Origin of the sequence: Bacillus mesophilum (genome assembly GCF_008923265.1) — a bacterium.
Taxonomy (GTDB): domain Bacteria; phylum Bacillota; class Bacilli; order Bacillales; family Cytobacillaceae; genus Cytobacillus; species Cytobacillus mesophilum.
Map to the genome: position 1 here is coordinate 1 of NZ_WBOT01000007.1, position 18,290 is coordinate 18,290.

Annotated in this window: 20 protein-coding genes and 11 tRNA genes; 2 read left to right on the top strand and 29 right to left on the bottom strand. The window is 40.7% G+C overall.

Annotated features, from left to right (window positions below; genetic code table 11):
- Nucleotides 1–120: 120 nt before the first annotated feature.
- The 12 genes from F7732_RS17980 to F7732_RS18035 form a co-directional block, all read right to left on the bottom strand.
- Nucleotides 121–194 (bottom strand) — tRNA-Gly (locus tag F7732_RS17980).
- Nucleotides 195–226: 32 nt separating this feature from the next.
- Nucleotides 227–303, bottom strand: a tRNA-Pro gene (locus F7732_RS17985).
- A gap of 6 nt (nt 304–309) precedes the next feature.
- Nucleotides 310–386 (bottom strand) — tRNA-Arg (locus F7732_RS17990).
- 63 nt (nt 387–449) lie between these two features.
- Nucleotides 450–536 (bottom strand) — tRNA-Leu (locus F7732_RS17995).
- Nucleotides 537–611: 75 nt separating this feature from the next.
- Nucleotides 612–693 (bottom strand) — tRNA-Leu (locus F7732_RS18000).
- Nucleotides 694–708: 15 nt separating this feature from the next.
- Nucleotides 709–784 (bottom strand) — tRNA-Lys (locus F7732_RS18005).
- A gap of 7 nt (nt 785–791) precedes the next feature.
- Nucleotides 792–866, bottom strand: a tRNA-Gln gene (locus F7732_RS18010).
- Nucleotides 867–875: 9 nt separating this feature from the next.
- A tRNA-Asp gene (locus tag F7732_RS18015) sits at nt 876–951 on the bottom strand.
- 25 nt (nt 952–976) lie between these two features.
- A tRNA-Glu gene (locus tag F7732_RS18020) sits at nt 977–1,048 on the bottom strand.
- A gap of 13 nt (nt 1,049–1,061) precedes the next feature.
- Nucleotides 1,062–1,152, bottom strand: a tRNA-Ser gene (locus F7732_RS18025).
- A 4-nt stretch (nt 1,153–1,156) separates the two neighbouring features.
- A tRNA-Asn gene (locus tag F7732_RS18030) sits at nt 1,157–1,231 on the bottom strand.
- A gap of 98 nt (nt 1,232–1,329) precedes the next feature.
- The gene (locus F7732_RS18035) at nt 1,330–1,803 is read right to left on the bottom strand and encodes a SprT family protein (protein WP_151575485.1); all 474 of its coding nucleotides are present in this window, start codon (nt 1,801–1,803) and stop codon (nt 1,330–1,332) included.
- 99 nt (nt 1,804–1,902) lie between these two features.
- Here F7732_RS18035 and cmpA point away from each other — a divergent pair, with 99 nt between their 5' ends.
- Complete coding sequence (gene cmpA / locus F7732_RS18040) at nt 1,903–2,013, top strand: cortex morphogenetic protein CmpA (protein ID WP_151575486.1); 111 nt, start codon at nt 1,903–1,905, stop codon at nt 2,011–2,013.
- Nucleotides 2,014–2,212: 199 nt separating this feature from the next.
- On the opposite strand, the gene F7732_RS18045 is transcribed toward cmpA, so the two are convergent.
- The 14 genes from F7732_RS18045 to acpS form a co-directional block, all read right to left on the bottom strand.
- Nucleotides 2,213–4,378 (bottom strand): Tex family protein, encoded by a 2,166-nt coding sequence (locus tag F7732_RS18045; RefSeq protein ID WP_151575487.1) that lies wholly within the window; start codon nt 4,376–4,378, stop codon nt 2,213–2,215.
- A 196-nt stretch (nt 4,379–4,574) separates the two neighbouring features.
- Nucleotides 4,575–5,171 (bottom strand): PP2C family serine/threonine-protein phosphatase, encoded by a 597-nt coding sequence (locus F7732_RS18050; RefSeq protein ID WP_151575488.1) that lies wholly within the window; start codon nt 5,169–5,171, stop codon nt 4,575–4,577.
- Nucleotides 5,168–5,962 carry an RNA polymerase sigma factor SigB gene (sigB, locus tag F7732_RS18055; RefSeq protein WP_151575489.1) on the bottom strand — a complete coding sequence of 265 codons (795 nt, stop codon included), beginning with the start codon at nt 5,960–5,962 and terminating at the stop codon, nt 5,168–5,170. Before sigB ends, F7732_RS18050 begins: the two co-directional genes overlap by 4 nt.
- A complete protein-coding gene (gene rsbW / locus F7732_RS18060; RefSeq protein ID WP_151575490.1) occupies nt 5,940–6,413 on the bottom strand; it encodes an anti-sigma B factor RsbW in 474 nt (157 codons plus the stop codon). Before rsbW ends, sigB begins: the two co-directional genes overlap by 23 nt.
- Nucleotides 6,410–6,742 carry an anti-sigma factor antagonist gene (locus tag F7732_RS18065; RefSeq protein ID WP_151575491.1) on the bottom strand — a complete coding sequence of 111 codons (333 nt, stop codon included), beginning with the start codon at nt 6,740–6,742 and terminating at the stop codon, nt 6,410–6,412. The genes rsbW and F7732_RS18065 overlap by 4 nt, the downstream gene beginning before the upstream one ends.
- Before the next feature lie 60 nt (nt 6,743–6,802).
- A complete protein-coding gene (locus tag F7732_RS18070) occupies nt 6,803–7,813 on the bottom strand; it encodes a PP2C family protein-serine/threonine phosphatase (protein ID WP_151575492.1) in 1,011 nt (336 codons plus the stop codon).
- Between the two features lie 11 nt (nt 7,814–7,824).
- A complete protein-coding gene (locus tag F7732_RS18075; RefSeq protein WP_151575493.1) occupies nt 7,825–8,226 on the bottom strand; it encodes an anti-sigma regulatory factor in 402 nt (133 codons plus the stop codon).
- Nucleotides 8,227–8,228: 2 nt separating this feature from the next.
- Nucleotides 8,229–8,594 carry an STAS domain-containing protein gene (locus F7732_RS18080; protein WP_066450646.1) on the bottom strand — a complete coding sequence of 122 codons (366 nt, stop codon included), beginning with the start codon at nt 8,592–8,594 and terminating at the stop codon, nt 8,229–8,231.
- Entirely contained in the window at nt 8,591–9,424 is an 834-nt protein-coding gene (locus tag F7732_RS18085) for an RsbT co-antagonist protein RsbRA (protein ID WP_151575494.1), read from the bottom strand. The genes F7732_RS18080 and F7732_RS18085 overlap by 4 nt, the downstream gene beginning before the upstream one ends.
- A gap of 364 nt (nt 9,425–9,788) precedes the next feature.
- Nucleotides 9,789–10,139, bottom strand: coding sequence for a type II toxin-antitoxin system endoribonuclease NdoA (gene ndoA / locus F7732_RS18090; protein WP_019156408.1), 351 nt, complete (start codon nt 10,137–10,139; stop codon nt 9,789–9,791).
- Between the two features lie 4 nt (nt 10,140–10,143).
- The gene (locus F7732_RS18095) at nt 10,144–10,425 is read right to left on the bottom strand and encodes a CopG family ribbon-helix-helix protein (RefSeq protein WP_066451796.1); all 282 of its coding nucleotides are present in this window, start codon (nt 10,423–10,425) and stop codon (nt 10,144–10,146) included.
- 157 nt (nt 10,426–10,582) lie between these two features.
- Entirely contained in the window at nt 10,583–11,740 is a 1,158-nt protein-coding gene (gene alr, locus F7732_RS18100) for an alanine racemase (protein WP_420837702.1), read from the bottom strand.
- 369 nt (nt 11,741–12,109) lie between these two features.
- The gene (locus F7732_RS18105; RefSeq protein WP_151575496.1) at nt 12,110–13,123 is read right to left on the bottom strand and encodes a LolA family protein; all 1,014 of its coding nucleotides are present in this window, start codon (nt 13,121–13,123) and stop codon (nt 12,110–12,112) included.
- Nucleotides 13,124–13,324: 201 nt separating this feature from the next.
- Nucleotides 13,325–13,675, bottom strand: a complete 351-nt coding sequence (acpS, locus tag F7732_RS18110) for a holo-ACP synthase (protein ID WP_151575497.1) — start codon at nt 13,673–13,675, stop codon at nt 13,325–13,327.
- A 111-nt stretch (nt 13,676–13,786) separates the two neighbouring features.
- Here acpS and F7732_RS18115 point away from each other — a divergent pair, with 111 nt between their 5' ends.
- Nucleotides 13,787–14,371: a rhomboid family intramembrane serine protease gene (locus F7732_RS18115; protein WP_151575498.1), complete on the top strand. Its 585-nt coding sequence runs from the start codon at nt 13,787–13,789 to the stop codon at nt 14,369–14,371.
- A 135-nt stretch (nt 14,372–14,506) separates the two neighbouring features.
- Here F7732_RS18115 and F7732_RS18120 read toward each other — a convergent pair whose 3' ends face one another.
- The 3 genes from F7732_RS18120 to cshA form a co-directional block, all read right to left on the bottom strand.
- Nucleotides 14,507–15,958, bottom strand: a complete 1,452-nt coding sequence (locus tag F7732_RS18120; protein WP_151575499.1) for a PH domain-containing protein — start codon at nt 15,956–15,958, stop codon at nt 14,507–14,509.
- On the bottom strand, nt 15,951–16,430 hold the full coding sequence (locus F7732_RS18125) for a PH domain-containing protein (RefSeq protein ID WP_151575500.1): 480 nt from the start codon (nt 16,428–16,430) through the stop codon (nt 15,951–15,953). Before F7732_RS18125 ends, F7732_RS18120 begins: the two co-directional genes overlap by 8 nt.
- Before the next feature lie 214 nt (nt 16,431–16,644).
- On the bottom strand, nt 16,645–18,135 hold the full coding sequence (cshA, locus tag F7732_RS18130; RefSeq protein WP_151575501.1) for a degradosome RNA helicase CshA: 1,491 nt from the start codon (nt 18,133–18,135) through the stop codon (nt 16,645–16,647).
- Between the last annotated feature and the right edge of the window lie 155 nt (nt 18,136–18,290).

The following is an 18,290-nucleotide window of genomic DNA, read 5'->3' on the forward strand; positions in this document are numbered from 1 at the left end:
TCAAACTCTCCAAGAAAGAGTTGATTAGCTCTTGTGTACATAATGTACATTGTTGATTCCGAAGAATCTTTTTTAAACGTTGACGTTTTATTGTTCGTTCAGTTTTCAAAGAGCAATTTTTGGAGCGGGTGAAGGGAATCGAACCCTCATCATCAGCTTGGAAGGCTGAGGTTTTACCACTAAACTACACCCGCATTATAATAATGATATCTTTAGGAAGACTCGATGGTCGGGAAGACAGGATTCGAACCTGCGACCCCTTGGTCCCAAACCAAGTGCTCTACCAAGCTGAGCTACTCCCCGTATATATGGCGCGCCCGAAAGGAGTCGAACCCATAACCTTCTGATCCGTAGTCAGACGCTCTATCCAATTGAGCTACGGGCGCATATATTTCTAAAGCAACTTTTATATCTTATCACATCGTTTTGTTCTTGTCAACAACTTTTTTTGGTGCGGCCGAGAGGACTTGAACCTCCACGGGATTAACTCCCACTAGGCCCTCAACCTAGCGCGTCTGCCATTCCGCCACGACCGCTCATTAAGAGCGACAAGATCAATCATAACACAACGTTTTATCCAGCGCAAGCACTTTTTAAGATTAAAGTAGAAGTGCGGGTGAAGGGAGTCGAACCCCCACGCCTTGCGGCGCCAGATCCTAAGTCTGGTGCGTCTGCCAATTCCGCCACACCCGCATATTAAAATGAAAATGGTGAGCCATGAAGGACTCGAACCTTCGACCCTCTGATTAAAAGTCAGATGCTCTACCGACTGAGCTAATGGCTCAAAATAATGGCTGGGCTAGCAGGATTCGAACCTACGCATGACGGAGTCAAAGTCCGTTGCCTTACCGCTTGGCTATAGCCCAATATTAGAATGGCGGTCCCGACGGGAATCGAACCCGCGATCTCCTGCGTGACAGGCAGGCATGTTAACCGCTACACCACGGGACCATGTGATGCATCAGGTATATTAAAGTGACCCGTACGGGATTCGAACCCGTGTTACCGCCGTGAAAGGGCGGTGTCTTAACCGCTTGACCAACGGGCCAAAAAAAATAAACTGGCGGAGAAGGAGGGATTTGAACCCTCGCGCCGCTTACGCGACCTACACCCTTAGCAGGGGCGCCTCTTCAGCCACTTGAGTACTTCCCCATAATGGCTCCGCAGGCAGGATTCGAACCTGCGACCGTTCGGTTAACAGCCGAATGCTCTACCACTGAGCTACTGCGGAATAACACTAACATCTTATCGACTCTTTACATTATAATGACCGTTATTTTAAAAGTCAAGCATGTTTTGAAGATATTTTACCTGACTGTTTTCTTAATACTATTGCTCAATTAAAGTAGTTTCCTTAACGAAGCCTAACTTCCCTTTACATTTGCCGCAAACATATTTCCGTGTGTCAATCTTTCGTCTTCTTTCATATAAGTGACCGCAATTCTTACAGCGGTACAAAACTTGTTTTCTGCTTTTGCTAGTATGCATAGGTAATGTGGAACAAAACCGCGGAGCTCCTACTTTTTTCATCAATGCCCGGAAATCCTGATCTCGATGTTTATATCCTTTGCCTTCTAAATGCAAATGATAATGACAAAGTTCATGTTTGATAATGCCAATTAATTCTTCGACACCGAATTGTTCTAGATACTTTTTATTTAATTCAATTCGATGATCCCTCAGCATATATCTCCCGCCCGTTGTCCGAAGGCGGTTATTAAAAAAAGCTTTATGCCGAAATGGCTTTTGAAAACTTTCAAGTGATATCGTTTCAACCAGCTTTTGCAATTCTGCTTGTTCCATTTGAAAATCCCCTTTTAAACTTGTAAACATGACAACCTATTATAGCATACATTATAAGACCCCAGAGAACTGCGAATGAAACATATTGGAGGAATCATCATGCCTGTATGGTTTCAAAATCAAATTCAGCGAGCTTTTTATGAAAAAGATCGGTACCAGATAAAATTATTAAATCAATGCTGGTACTTTTATCGAAAAAAGTACAGTTAATAGTACCTTGCATTCTTTTGCTATCTCGATTTTGCACAAAAAAATTAATATATCTTAAAGTTCATATAAAATAGGCATTCAAGCAACTAGCTGAGCTTATATCTTCTACTCTTATGTCAGCCAATACGGCACTGCTATTTCATACTAACAGAAAAGAGGGTGATCCTAAGCAAACTGCCCAGAATCACCCTCTTTCTCATTAAGGCTTAAGCATTGTTAAAGCCACTCTTCCTTTATTTTTATCCACTGAATCAACCCAAACCGTCACAACATCTCCAACAGAAACAACATTGAGCGGATGCTTGACGAACTGTTTGCTGAGCTTTGAGATATGAACAAGCCCATCCTGTTTTACTCCGATATCTACGAACGCCCCAAAATCGACCACATTGCGGACTGTTCCTTGGAGTTCCATTCCTGTTTCCAAATCCTCAAGCTGGAGTACATCCTTTTTCAGTAAGGGTTTCGCTAAATCGTCCCTTGGATCTCTGGCAGGACGTACAAGTGCCTCAATAATATCTTTAAGTGTCGGCACACCAACCCCTAATTCATCAGCCGTTTTTTCAATGTCTAGTCCCTTTAATTCATCAACAAGTGCGGTTGTCCCGAGATCCGCGGTAGAGAAACCTAAACTCTGCAGCAATTTCATTACTTCCGGATACGATTCCGGGTGAATACTTGTGGTGTCAAGAGGCTCTGAACCATCTAAGATCCTCAAAAACCCAATCGCCTGCTCATACGTTTTCGCTCCCAGGCGGGGGATTTTTTTCAGCTGGCTTCGCTGCAGGAACTTCCCTTCTTCTTCTCGCTTTTTAATGATATTGTTTGCTACTGTTTTGGAAAGACCTGCAACGTACTGAAGCAATGAAGAAGATGCTGTATTGACGTTAACACCCACTTGGTTAACGGCTGTCTCAACAACAAATGTTAAAGATTCACTCAATTTCTTCTGTGAAACATCATGCTGATACTGGCCTACCCCTACCGATTTCGGATCAATTTTCACCAGCTCTGCCAGGGGGTCTTGAAGGCGGCGCCCGATGGATACAGCACTTCTTTCTTCCACCTGCAGATTAGGAAATTCTTCTCTCGCAAGATCTGATGCGGAATAAACGCTCGCCCCTGCTTCATTTACTATTAAGTAATAGATCTCTTCATCTATCTCCTTTAAAATATCGGCAATAAATTGCTCTGTTTCCCTCGAAGCCGTACCATTACCAATCGCAACCATTTCTACACGGAATACTTTTAAGATATCAACGACTTTAGAACTTGCTTCCTTTCTTTTAGAAACAGGCGGATGCGGATAAATAACATCTATTTTTAATACCTTGCCCGTTTCGTCGACCACTGCAAGCTTACATCCTGTCCGATAAGCCGGATCAACCGCAAGAACAACCTTTCCTTTTAGCGGCGGCTGCAGCAATAACTTGCGAAGATTCTCTGAGAAAATTCGAATTGCCTGTTCTTCGGCTTTTTCTGTCAGCTCCGCACGTATTTCTCTCTCGATGGATGGCTGAATAAATCGTTTATAGCTGTCCTCAACCGCTTCTTTTAGATAGATTGCTGCAGGAGAACGGTCATCAGTTATCCACTTTTTTAATAAATATCCGACAACCACTTCATCATTTGGCTTAACGTTAATTCGCAGCACTTCTTCTTTTTCACCGCGGTTTAGCGCTAATGTACGATGAGGGACAATCTTGCTGATCGGCTCCTCATACTCATAGTACATTTCAAACACGTTCTTTTCATCGTTCTCCTGATTCTTAAGCTTTGATTCAACTCTTCCGTTCTTAGCCGTTTCCTGCCGTATCCATTTTCTGCTCTCAGCATCGTCTGAAACCCATTCTGCAATAATTTCTTTTGCACCAGCCAGCACATCTTCAACTGTAAGCAGTTCATGTTCCTCTGACAGGAATTCATTTGCCTTCTTTTCTATTTGCACATTTTGCGGCAAATCAGCAAGCCACTTCGCAAATGGCTCTAATCCTTTTTCTTTTGCGATGGTTGCCTTCGTTCTTCTTTTTTGCTTATACGGGCGATAAAGGTCTTCTACCTCTTGAAGCTTCGCAGCTTTTTGAATTGATGTTGAAAGCTCTTCTGTAAGTTTTCCTTGCTCATCAATTAATCTGATGACTTCTACCTTACGCTGCTGCAGGTTTTGTATGTATTGCCAGCGTTCCATAATATTGCGGATTTGCACCTCATCAAGGGTTCCGGTCATTTCTTTACGGTAACGTGAAATGAAAGGAACTGTATTCCCCTCTTCCAGAAGGGCAATTGTACTGTTGACCTGTTTATTGGTTAGTCCTTCTTCTTTCGCAATCTGCTGCAAGATTTCTTGTCGATTTTCCAATTCCATTCCTCCACATTTTGCTTTTAATATTTATTTTAACAAAAGATGAAGCGGATTTCATATATTCCCTGTATTCGTGGCTATTTACCTTCAAGTTAAATATACAGATCTCTGCCGCTTGGCAAACCTGCAAAGTGAATGATGGATTAGTTAAACTCACACTTCACACATACTTCTGATTACACAAAAAAACCCGCTCTCATTAGAGCAGGCTTCCAATAATAAATGTAGCATCGTCATCATTTGTGGCACTTTCCTTTTTTATTGTTTCAGCAATATGGCAGATCGGCACAAATGGTTTGAGTAAACTTTTAACTCCAGTTATATTAATTCCGTCTGAGTATACAAGAAATTTAGATTTGTCTTCGTATTTAAACCGCTGGGTATTGAAGATTTGTTTTCTGCCTGACAAATACCCTGTCACCGGCAATGGATACGTGAGCTTTTCGGATTGAGAATACAAAAAGAAGCGAATATTGCCTACACAGCTGTATGTAAGTTCTTTCTCTGCAAAAGAGAACTTAAATATCGAAACAGCTGCTCCCCTTTTTTGAAGCAGTGCCTGATTACAGAGTTTCATTAATGAATCAACATCCATGTTGTGATGTTTTTCTACTATATCTGTTACAGCTGCAGAAGCTTCATTTGCATACTGTCCGCTCCCAAGGCCATCTGCCAGTACACATATATAGTATTCATCAGTAGCTACATAGTAATAGCTGTCACCACAATAATCCTTGCCTTTTTTTGCCGTTTGAAACGCAACGACTTCAACCTTATCGTTTAACCTTTCTGTCATGAAAGGCACTCCGAATTATCCGTTTCTGCATGGATTGCCTCTTGGAGTTTTTTAATCGCTCTCCTTTGCAATCTGGATACATGCATTTGCGAAATCCCAAGCTTGTCCCCAGCTTCCTTTTGACTCAAGTTCTCCAAGTAAGTAAATTGAATAATTTGCTTTTCTCGTTCAGTTAAAACATGAAGGACTTTTTCTAAAACAAGCATTTGATTCACTTTTTCATATCCATCATCTTCGTTTCCGACAATATCAAGAAGCGTAACGGTTCCGCCATCTGAATCTGCTTCAATTGAATGGTCAACTGATAACGCCTGATAGCTTTTCCCCATCTCCATCGCTTCTAATACTTCTTCTTCCGAAACCCCGATATAATCAGCAATTTCATCTACTCTCGGTGAGCGCTGAAGCTGTATGGTTAATTCTTCAGCCGTCGTTTTAATTTTTGGACCTAATTCTTTAATACGACGTGGTACGTGGACACTCCAGGTTTTATCCCTAAGAAATCGTTTAATTTCTCCGATAATCGTTGGAACCGCAAAAGCTTCAAAAGATTTCCCGAAAGATTCATCATAGCGGCGGATCGCACCAAGAAGACCGATAATACCGACTTGTACGATATCTTCATGGTAAGACCTTCCCTTAGAATACTTTCGGGCAATCGACTCTACTAAATTTTTGTATTGTAATACGAGTGTATTCTGGGCAACTTCATCCTGATATTCTTGATAGGATTTAATTAGCTGATTAATTTCTTCTTTGGTTTTGTGATTAGGTTGAGATTGTTTCTGCATCCCTCTCCACCTGCTCTCCCTCTAGGTATTTAGTCATGAAGACCGTCACACCCTCTTTATGATGAATTCGAACTTCATCCATCAATGTTTCAATCAGATATAGGCCCAGTCCCCCTTCACGTAAAAATTCCACTGAATCTGTCTCATGATAAGGGCCGATCCCTTCTCTCGCCTGCTGAAAGTCAAAACTTTTTCCATTATCAGCCACCATAACTTCAAGCTTGTCATTATAAAGACCAAATCCAATTAGGACTTCACCTTCGTCAGATTGCTTATACGCGTGCTGCACCGCATTGGTGCAGGCTTCACTCGTTGCAATCTTTAAATCTTCTATTTCATCATAGGAAAAGCCCAATCTGCTCGCAATCCCCGATAACGTCAAGCGTATAATCCCAACAAACTCTGGTTTTGCAGGGATTTTCATTTCAATATAATCGAATGGTTCGTTCATTGTACTCCACCTTCAATCTGGGTGTTAATATCAATTATGTCGGCTAAGCCAGTAATCTCAAAAAGTCTTTTTAGCCTATCTGATAAACCAATGATCTTAAATTCTCCATTATTTGCACGGACGTTTTTAAAAACACCAACAAAAACGCCTAAACCTGTACTATCCATGTAGGAAACATCCGATAAGTTCACAACCATTTGGACGCCTTCCTTTTCAGCTAGCGGAAAGAGATTTTCACGGAGTTTAGGTGCTGTATATGCATCAATTTCTCCGCTTACTTTTACTTCAACCAGCTTCTCATTTTCCTTAACGTCTATAGTAATATTCATACTAGACCCACCTTTATACATGTCTTCTCCATGCTCTTAATTACCCCGATCTGGGCTGCGTTAAACCTTTCTTTTAAAAATAATTAAAGTAAAGTCATCACGCAGCTGCAAATCCTGCATTTTCTCAAGCTCTTTATAAACACTAGTCACAATGTCCTGTGCCTCTAAATGGATGAATTTCTTAATGAGTTCAAGCAGCGATTCCCTTTCTATAAAACCATCCTCGGTTCGGCATTCCGTCACACCATCAGACATAAGAATGATCATGTCTCCAACATCAACTGATCGCTCATATTGGCTGTACTTCGTCTTCTTTTCGATTCCCAGAAGCAAACCCTTCGCAGGGAGCTCAGTAAACTCAGCACTTTCAGCATTGTAGAATAAACAAGGTTCATGACCCGCAGAAGCGTATGAAAACACGTGTTTTTCTGTATCGTATATTCCATAAAACATGGTAATAAACATCGTTAGGTCAACGTTCTGTTCAACAACGCGATTTAAATTTTCGAGGACATCCCTTGGATTCTTTCTATTTTCGGGTAAACTATCCATCGCATACTTTATCATGGACATACATAATGCAGCCGGGAGACCTTTCCCAATAACATCTGCAATGGCAATACTTACGCTATTGTTTTCATCCTGCACAAAATGATGGTAGTCTCCATTCATATGTTTGGCAGGCACACTAATCGCCCCGATATCTAGACAATCAATGTTTGGGATCGATGTCCCCAATAGTGTTTTCTGGACATTTGCAGCAATCTCCATTTCACTTCTAAGCTCCTGCTGGATATGCTTTAAATTTTGATGCTCCCGCAGCGCAAAACCATACCCAACCATTACCTCTAAAAGAATGTCAAATGAATGAGCAATTTCAGGCTCTATATCAGGAAATAGTTCTACGATTAGCTGTTTATGAATACTTATAATCTCCTCAGGCGAAATCATATGTTCAATTGATTTCCGGCTGAATTTTTGACTGCTATATAATGATTGCTCCGATTGGTCTTTAAGATAATTAACGAGAATATCTCGGTATTTATCCGCAATTATTTCTCGAAAATCCATTTATACTCCCCCTAACGGAGCCATTTGGTTGCTTTTATATCTGTCCCTTTTCCAGGTTCTGAGTCAATGACAAATTCGTCCATTAACCGCTTTACTCCAGGCAGTCCAGCTCCAAGTCCACCTGAAGTGGAATAACCATCTTCCATAACTTGACGCAAATCACTGATCCCGGGACCGCTGTCCGCTGCCAATATCCGCAACCCTGCTTTTCCCCCGTCGTATATCTTTTCGATGCACACTTGACCTTGGCCGGCATATAAATAAATATTCCGTGCAAGCTCACTAATTGCTGTAGTTATCCTCGCCTGATCGACCGTACCGAAACCAAGGTCTTTTGCAACATTCCGTCCCAGCTGCCGTGCTGCAACAATGTCCCATTCGTTAATGATCTTTACGCAGGATTGGTTTTCCATGGTTACTCCCCCAATTCCTGTTGTAGTTTCTCCAAACCTTTTTCTAGATCAATGGCAGTAAGGACATCATTCAATCCAATGCCCAGTTCAATGAGCGTAATAGCAACAGCAGGCTGAATGCCAGTAATGACAACTTTAGCTCCCATCAGTTTGGACATATCTATTACATCGCCAAGTACCTTAGCAATAAAAGAGTCTATAAAATCAATGGATGTTAAATCAATAACAACTCCATTTGCGCTTGTAACATGGATTTTATTCAGTAAATCCTCTTGAAATTGCAGTGCTGTTTTATCATCCAACTCCCATTGAATGGATACAAGCAGGCAGTTATGCAGTTTTAAAATAGGAATTCTTGGACTTCTCACTCTGCTTCCTCCACCTTAACAATTTTTCTTTTTGTTATCTCAAGTGCAGCTTCTACACCTTTTTTCAGCGTATTTTTGGTCGTAATTTGATTTAAGTCAATTCCTAGATTCACAATCGTTTGAGCGATCTCTGGACGAATGCCAACGATCATACATTTTGCACCTACGAGCCTTACTGCATCTGCAGCCTGTATAATATGATGTGCCACCATTGTGTCTACAACAGGCACACCCGTAATATCAATTAACACAACTTCCGAACGGTGCTTGACTGTTCCTTGAAGAAGGTTCTCCATAATCTGTTTCGCTCTCTCAGTATCTATCGTTCCAACTAATGGCATCACCGTTATATTGTCAAATACGGGAATAAGCGGAGCAGATAACTCCTGAAGAGCTATTTTTTGCATTGAAACTGTTCTTTCCCAGGTCGAAGAATACATATTGACCATCTCGTTCACCATCGGATTCATCCAGCGGTCAAATTCAAAAACGGCCTCCATTTGATTTTCGACGTTTACAATTCCGTCATCCTGCATTTTATTAAAAACAATTTTTTCAAAGAGATTCAGTGCCTTTGTGACAAAACTAAGCGGCCAGCCAAGACGAACGATTTTTTCCGAAAAATCCGATAACCTTGCAGTGAATTCCTCAGTGGAACTTTTCACACTGGCAATAATGACATCAATAAATTCATAGCTGGTGGAATTAAACACTTGATCAGAAACAACTTTAACAACACGGTCATCTCCATTTTCTTTCAAGCTTTCTTTCCAATCATTGAATATTTGATCTTTATGTTCTTGAATATAATTTAAGATTTCGTTATTCATCATGTCCTCCCCATTTTATCATATAAAGAATATGCACTTTCCCAATACTTGGCATTGTAAAACAAACTCAAAATTTGTAAAAGAATAAACATATATGTAGTTTTATAACAAATTCATTACTTATATTTCGTAAGTGGAAATAAATGATAGTTATGACTTTTTTATATACCCGCATTGCTTATAAGTTAAACCTTTTTTGCGTTATTTTCTCATAAAGCATCTATTCAACTATCTTTACTTATATTCTACTGAAATGAGCCAAAAATCTCTAACCATATATTCTTTTCTTCCTATTATAAAACCTTCATTTTTAAGTCATCAAAAAAAAAAATCGCCCCCTGCTATGGAGCGATCACATTTATAATTAAAATTCGATGAGTCCTAAACTTATTTGCAGGGCTTCATCCACTTTCTCCATCATTTCGTCATCGAGATGGGTAATCTTATCGGTTAAGCGCTGTTTATCAATTGTACGAATCTGTTCTAAGAGGATGACTGAATCCCTTTCAAACCCATAACGTTTCGCATCAATTTCAACGTGAGTAGGCAGCTTTGCTTTCTGGATCTGGGCCGTTATTGCTGCAATAATTACTGTGGGACTAAACCGATTCCCGATGTCGTTTTGGATGACCAATACTGGACGTACGCCGCCTTGTTCGGAACCAACAACTGGGGATAGGTCTGCAAAATAAACGTCACCACGTTTGACAATCAATTTATTAGCCTCCGCTTACAAGACGTTCAACTGTGTGTTCTGCCTCATATTCCGCTTGAAATGCTTCAGATGCAATCGTCAAATTTATTTTTGCCATTTCCATATAGCCGCGTCTCATGGATTCGCGAATCTGTCTTTTTTTCCGTTCACGCAAATACATTTTGGTCGCTTGATAAATGAGTTCACTCCGATTAACGTTTTCCTGCTTTACAAAGCCGTCTAACTCGGTCAAAAGCTGCTGCGGCAGCTCCACCATAATCTCTGTTGTTGTGCTGGACTCAGACACAAACATACACCTCCACCATCGCTACACCATTTTATATCTACCATTTCTAATAGTACCATTATTCCGGGCAATTGCAAAGACTCTTCATCAATTCTTCTGTATTATCTGCTAAGAAAATAAGATTTTATTCAAGGAATTAGAAAAATAAAGCCATTCTTTATAATAAAACATCATTTCTAATTTCTATGATGCTGCCATCTCGCTTATACACCCTTGGTATTCTTCTTGAAATTAAGCAAGTAACTTCATAGTTGATGGTATCAAGCTTTGCAGCAATTTCGTTCACCGGAATTATTTCATCGCCCTGCTCGCCAATCAGGGTAACCGTGGTGCCAACTTCCATTTGATATGGAAGTCTCACCATACATTGATCCATGCAGATCCTTCCAACAATTGGAACCCTTTGCCCATTTACAAGTACTTCCTGCCCCTGTAATTTCCGGATCCAGCCATCTGCATAGCCAATTGGAAGTGTTCCAATCCATTCATCCTGCTCTGCCGTGTAAGTCGCTCCGTAGCTTACTTTATCACCTTTATTCAGTCTTTTGACGTGGATTAGCTTGCTATGGAGTGAAAATGCTTCATTTAAAGGGAAAGGCAGTACCTTTTCCATCTCTGTCGAAGGTGTCAGTCCATACATAGCAATCCCTAACCGCGCTACATTAAAATGAGCTCGGGCGAATCTTAATCCCGCTGCACTATTACTTGCGTGGATCAGCGGAGGAAGATCTTTTATCCATGAGAGCATCTCATCAAATTGCTGCAGCTGCTTTGAAAAATATTCTGTCTCCAGTTCATCCGCCGTGGCAAAGTGCGTGAAAATACCTTCAAATGTAAACAGATCGTCATCCATCAGCACACTCTCGATCTTTGCCCATTCTTCCTGTGAAGTGATGCCAATTCTCCCCATCCCCGTATCAAACTTGACGTGAATTCGAAGAGAAGGACAATCATGTAAATAGGCTTTTGCTTTTTGAAGCCAGTCGCTTTGGAAAATGGTAAGAGCAATATTTTCCTTTGCCGCAAAACATGCATGTTCCGGTCTGCTTGCGCCTAATACAAGGATCGGAGCTGTAATGCCTGATTTTCTAAGAGCAAATGCTTCATCCAGCGTTGCAACAGCCAAATATTCGGCACCTGCCTTTAAGGCTGTTTTAGCGATCGTTAAATCTCCATGCCCATAGGCATTCGCTTTAACAACCGCCATTATTTTCGTCCCTTTTTGAACATGCTTCTTCATTGCCTCTACATTATATGTTATCTTATCAAGATTTATTTCTGCCCAAGTATCTCTGAAAAATTGATTCTTATCCATTTCCATACCTTCACTTCCTCATTCTTCCCTTAAAATATTATGTTAAATTATCAGTCTCTTGCAGGGGGAATGTCAAGAAATGATAAGGAATCTTCTTATTTATGCACAAAACAGGCAGCTCTGTTTTCCGCCACCACTGTTCAGCCAATTAGGCTGCCCAATCTGCAGCACATTGTGTCTGCAAAAGGTTTTATATATCCTATATTAAAATCTGTGAAATATAAACGGGTGACTTCCTTCTATTTCATTGATCTTAATCATTTCGTGGAAAACAGGAGAGTTTTTTGCTTATTTGAATATCAGCACAAAAAGAACAGGCTGCTATTAAACAGCCTGTCTGCTTTAGCAGACTGAAACCAGCCTGCCTTCTTATTTTACTACGTCACCTTGAACGGATTGAGCAACCGAAAGCATTTCTTCTTCCGTTAAATCATTGGAAGCAAGCATATATTCAACTCCCTGATATGTCCAGGAGATTGTATTATCAGTCATAGCGCCGATTGTAAAGCCAAGATCAACAGGCTCTCCGCTTACGGAAGTCGCCATGCTGGATGTCTCCATAGCAACTGCTTTTTCTTGGATTAACGTATAGGACTTCTCGCCTTTATAGGTTAAGATAACTCGTTTTCCATCTTCAGTATCAACGGCTGTTTCCTGAAGCTCGACACCTGGAAGTTCATATTCAGGATACATAACAGAAAATTCATCAGACTCATTTTCTGCTAAAACTGGAACCGTATTAAGCTGAGCACGAGTCATATTCTTCTGCATATCAAAGTCGCTTTGATCTAGTTTTTCATTGAATTTCACTTCTGTGAAATCAACGGTTACAAGAGCATTTCCTTCGGTATCCATTACTTTAACACTCACTGGTGATAAATCTGATTTCTTCAGAGTAATTTCCTGAGTCGGAAGCATTTGGCTGTTTTGATATCTTGTTTTTGTTTCAAAAACATACTGATCTTCCTTAGCCGTAAATTTAGCTTCCTGATCTTCTAAAATATCCTTGACCAGTGACTCATATAAATACGCTTGGCTGCTGTTTTCAGGCCATTCACTTTGGAACTTGAAACTTTTATTTAAGGCAGGCGTTAATACAAACACCCCTTCTTCATTGCGAAGGATCATTTGACTTTGTTCCTTTTGGGCATTGACTAAATTCACACGATAATAGGAAGGGTCTTTGTGCCAAACCTCAATATCATATGTTTGCGGATCTGTGCCCATCTGCAGTGTCATCTTCGCTTTTGCCTTATAGCTCTCAGCCTCTTCCACTTTTTTGCTAAGATCTTTTGTAACATCCTCCTGTGATTTCGTGCCACAGGCTGCTAAAGTCAAAACAATACCCAGACCGGCAAGCAGCAGCAACAACCTCTTCTTCATTCCTTCAACCCCTTTTGTCTCGATTCGGCTTTTCGCCTTATGCGTTTCCTTGGCCTTGTCTCTTCTACGCACTACGAATATATGAGACAACCTTAGGAAATATGCTAGGAGGAATGACAAGCTTTTATTTTTTCATTTGAGTATGTTTCAAACTTAGCATTTAAAATGGGAGACTTTTTTAGTTCTTACTTAATTTCATTATTAATCTTCAATAATAACCTGTGCGACTGCATAGTCTTTACTATGAGAAATAGAAAGGTGGACACCATGCTGAATCGGTTTCATGATGGATGGTTTACCTCTCTCATCTTTGGCTATTTCTATATCCTGAAAGGAGAGGTCACTGCCGATCCCTGTTCCGATTGCCTTAGAATATGCTTCTTTAGCAGCAAATCTGCCTGCCAGAAATTCAACCTGACGCTTACCGTGCAGCTGCTCAAATTGCTGAAATTCTGAGTGGGTCAGGATTCTCAGTGCAAATTTTTGCTGCTTGTCCACAAGCTTTTGAATTCTATGCAATTCAACAATATCTATGCCGATTCCTGTTATCATCTTTTTTCCTCCTTATTCTTTCATGCAAAAAAGGTGCTGAAACAGCCAATTCGGGCTATTATGATACTAAATCACTTAAGGGACTCATAACGAATTTTAAGGGGGCTATCCATGTTTGTAAGAACGGAAAGTTTTAAAGAATTTATCCGCTACTATCCTGTCATTTCAACTATTATTGCCATTCACATTGTACTCTATCTTCTGACAGCATTGCCGATTTTTCCACCTGGCTGGCTGATGGAACGCTTCGCTGGAGTAAATCTTTATATTGTAAACGGCGAGTATTGGCGAATACTTACCCCCATTTTTATGCATAGCGGCTTTGCTCATGTCCTATTCAATAGTTTTTCTCTCATTCTATTCGGACCTGTATTAGAAAGAATGCTTGGGAAAGGGAAGTTTGTACTCTTATATTTGACGGCTGGAATTGCAGCCAATCTCGCCACGCTGCTGATTGAGCCTTTAACGTATATACATGTTGGGGCAAGCGGAGCTATTTTTGGCTTATTTGGCTTTTTCGCATCAATCATTGCTTTCCGTAAAGATCTTTTATCAAACGAAAATAAACAGCTGATTATCACCATTACTGTTATTGCTGTCATTATGACGTTCATGCAGTCAAACATCAATATTACCGGGCATTTATTCGGGCTGCTTGCTGGGTTTTTAATTGGCGCTGCTACTCTTAAAAAATAGGCAGGACTCAGCTAAACTCAAATCATTAATTGGCCTTGCTCCACAAAAAAACCCGAACGCAAGATAGGAGATGACTTGAAAATATCTTCTATTCGCTCGGGTATTTTTGTGTTTCAGCATCATTTTTAGTGTAAATTACAATCGATCCTCCGCTATTTCAGTATACGAATACCATTCGTATACCTGCTGTACATCTCGTTTTTCCAAGTCAGCGACAGTGCCGCCGCTTCCGCCAAAACCTGACATGACTGCTGCATCCGCAGTTGCCAAATCGGCTCTTTCTTGAAAATAACTCTGTTCCATTGATAGCTTTTGAATACGATTCTTCTTCATAAATACCGTATTTTTAAGGAGACCGCGGTACCGCAATGTTAATTGCTGCCCATCTATTCCCCATCCCGCATCCTTATATTTTAAATAAGAAAGAAAAAGAGAGAACGGCAACAAAAGAAGAGCAAAATACCCCCAAGGTCTGAAAAAAAGAAGCGGCAAAACGATTGGCAAAATAGATGTCAGGAACCCGCGAAATAGGTACCGTACACATGATCTGCGAGGCGCCGGCGTTAATATCGGTTCAAAAGCATAATCTGTCAGGTATGGTTTTAAGATGTCTGCAATGCGGCTTTTTTTTGTAATAGGCAGCAGCAAAACACTCGAACTGCTTGCATTCTGCAGGGAACCCCCTGCACTTTCCACATATACACTGGCAAATCCAAAAGGCTGCCGCAGTAAGTTTTCCGTTATCTTAACTGCTTGAATCCGGTTAAACGGAATTGTAAATTGCCGTTTTTCCAGCAAACCTCTTGTAATAATTAAATCATCATCCACTTTCTTCACTGTAAAATCAGCATACTTAAATAAAGAACCGATAAGTGCAATTAGCCATGCGATAAAGAAAATAATAAAAATGACAATACTTATAAATAGGATTCCGTTTTTAATAAAATGTTCAAATTGAACAAAAATCCGTTCATATGGAAGTACTTCATCAAGCTGCAGGATGAAAGCCACTACAGCAGAAATTACTACCCCAGCACCGCCAGAAGTGGATGAAAGCAGCAGCAGCTCCCCTGGTGAAATTTTGTATACAATATCTTCTTTAGGCTCTGCGGACAGGTCCCCGTCATCACCCGCAGCCGATGCTTGACCTTTAGAATGCAGAAGAGCCTGCTGTATGAGCGAAGCTTCTTGCTTGTTAATGGCTGTCAAAACCGCCTCTGCATCACCTTTTCCACTTGAGCCAGCTGTTTCAACCTTCATTTTGACCAAGTTAAATGGACGCTGAAGAATGCCTTCTGATGTATCCAAGCTTTGGATCCTTTCAAAAGGAATATACCTTTTCTTGCGGACAAAAACCCCTGATTCTATACGCAGTTCACCTTCTTCAATTCGATAAGTGAACCGCAGCCATCTAATAATACCTGAAAGCAATAGCAGGAGAATCACAATTCCAGAGGTAATAAATTGAAAGAATACTCCCTCACCCCCGAATATAATAAGGACAAAGACGGGCAGCAGCAATTCCTTAAGACTTTGTAAAAAATTTGCCACTGCGGCAATCGGATGAAGTCTTTTTGGTTCAGACATCATCTGCTGCCACCCTTGCTAAATTTGAAATGAAAAATCGCAGTTGCTCTGCTTCATCCACATCAAGAGCAGGAATTTCGTGAACAGTCGCCGCAGTCGAAATAGCTACTGTAGCTAATCGGTATTTGCGCAGGATGGGGCCTTGCTGTGTATCTACATGCTGCACACGTATCATTGGGATCAATGTGCTTTTAATAACGAATACACCATGCTGAACCTCGATTTCATTTTCCCTTACTTCATAGCGCCAGCGTTTCCACCTTAAACTTGGAATTAACATAATAAACACATAGGCATAGGCAGCGAAAAAAATAAGCGCTGCTCCAATAATCCAAAAAGGCCAATCAAAAATAATGGTTAGGGCAATAGCTCCCCCGGCAGCTAAAAAAGCAAGGATAGAATGAATGGCGCCCGCAATTCGCCATACCTTTAAGCCTCTCTTTGAAATGCGTTTTTGCGGTTTTGTAATCATCCGGTACCTCCTGAAAGTCTAAACATTGATACATTTAGTATACATGACATATAAGTTCGTTGTATTCCTTTAAGTGGAATTTCTCTTATTGAATTTTATTATACGCATAAAAGGCAGAATGATCACTTAATGCAGCTATCTCTTATCCTAAGCATGTGAACATCGCTGTACTTTTTAAACCCTAAAAAAAGAGAGAGCCAAAAGGCCCTCCTCTTTAACGATACGTATTTGAATTTGAATTTGAATTTGATTTATTATTACTGTTATTATAATTAGATCTTTTGCCTGCATGCCCCTGACGAGGTTTATATTGTCCATTTGAACGGTTTCTTTGTCCGCCATTATAACTTTTGCTGCGATCATAAGGCTTTCTGTCGCGCTTCATTGGCAGCGGCTTTTCTTCTGTTAATTTAACAGGTGTTGTGTCCGGTTCCTTCGTCAGCATCTTAAGCATTGCTTGAACAACTGCAGCAGCATCCTGATTTGCCAGTAATTCTTCTGCTGTTTGCTTGTAATAAGAAAGATTATTTTCTTCAATTGTTTGCGCCACTTTTTCAACGACAGCCTTTTGCTGGCCTTCTAATGCTTCATCAAGTGTTGGAGCTTCCATGCGTTCCATTTTACGCTTTGTTGTACGCTCAACCACTTGCAAATAGGATTTTTCACGCGGGTTGATGAACGTCATTGCCACACCTTCTTTGCCGGCACGCCCTGTTCGGCCAATGCGGTGAACATAGCTTTCTGGATCTTGAGGAATATCAAAATTGTAAACATGTGTTACTCCTGAAATATCCAAGCCGCGTGCAGCTACGTCTGTAGCAACTAAAACGTCAATAGAACCTTCCTTAAACTTGCGTAAAACCGAAATGCGTTTTGCCTGGCTTAAGTCACCGTGAATTCCTTCAGCCATATAGCCTCTTAGCGTCAAAGCCTCTGCAAGCTCATCAACCCGGCGCTTTGTCCGCCCAAAAACAATCGCAAGCTCAGGTGACTGGATATCAAGCAGTCGTGTCAGCACATCAAATTTATTCTTCTCTTGTACTTCAATGTAATATTGATCGATAAGCGATACTGTCATTTCCTTTGCTTTTACACGAACAATTTGCGGTTCTTTCATGAAGCGGGCTGCCATTTTGCGGATCGGCTCTGGCATTGTAGCTGAGAATAGAAGTGTTTGACGTTCTTCAGGAATGCTGGATAGGATCGCTTCAATATCGTCAATAAAGCCCATATTCAGCATTTCATCCGCTTCATCAAGGATCGCAGTTTGCACGTTGTCTAAACGAAGTGTTTTACGCTTAATATGATCCAGAATACGTCCAGGTGTTCCTACAATGATATGAGGCTTATTTTTTAAAGCGCGGATCTGTCTGTTGATATCCTGGCCGCCGTATATAGAAAGAACTCTTGTGCGTTTTCCAAAGCCAATCTTATACAGCTCTTCAGATACTTGAATCGCCAGTTCACGAGTTGGAGCAATGACAATTCCTTGGATTACATTTTTTTCATAATCAATTTTATCAATCATTGGAATTCCAAATGCAGCTGTTTTCCCGGTTCCCGTCTGGGCTTGACCGATTAAATCTTTATTTTCCAGGCTAAGTGGAATGGTTTGCGCTTGAATTGGCGTCGCCTCTTCAAATCCCATTCTTGTTAAAGACTTCATTGTAGCTGGGCTTATGCCCAAATCTTGAAACTTTGTCACTATATTCATTCTCCTTCTATCAATTGAAAAATATTTTCTGTGATGCATGCAGGATTAACACTCATAAGCCAGCCGCTCCCATGTGGATGCTGCCGATCACTGAAACCCGCTTGAGGAAGGATGAGAAAACGAAGGTCCTTTCAAATTTATGCAGA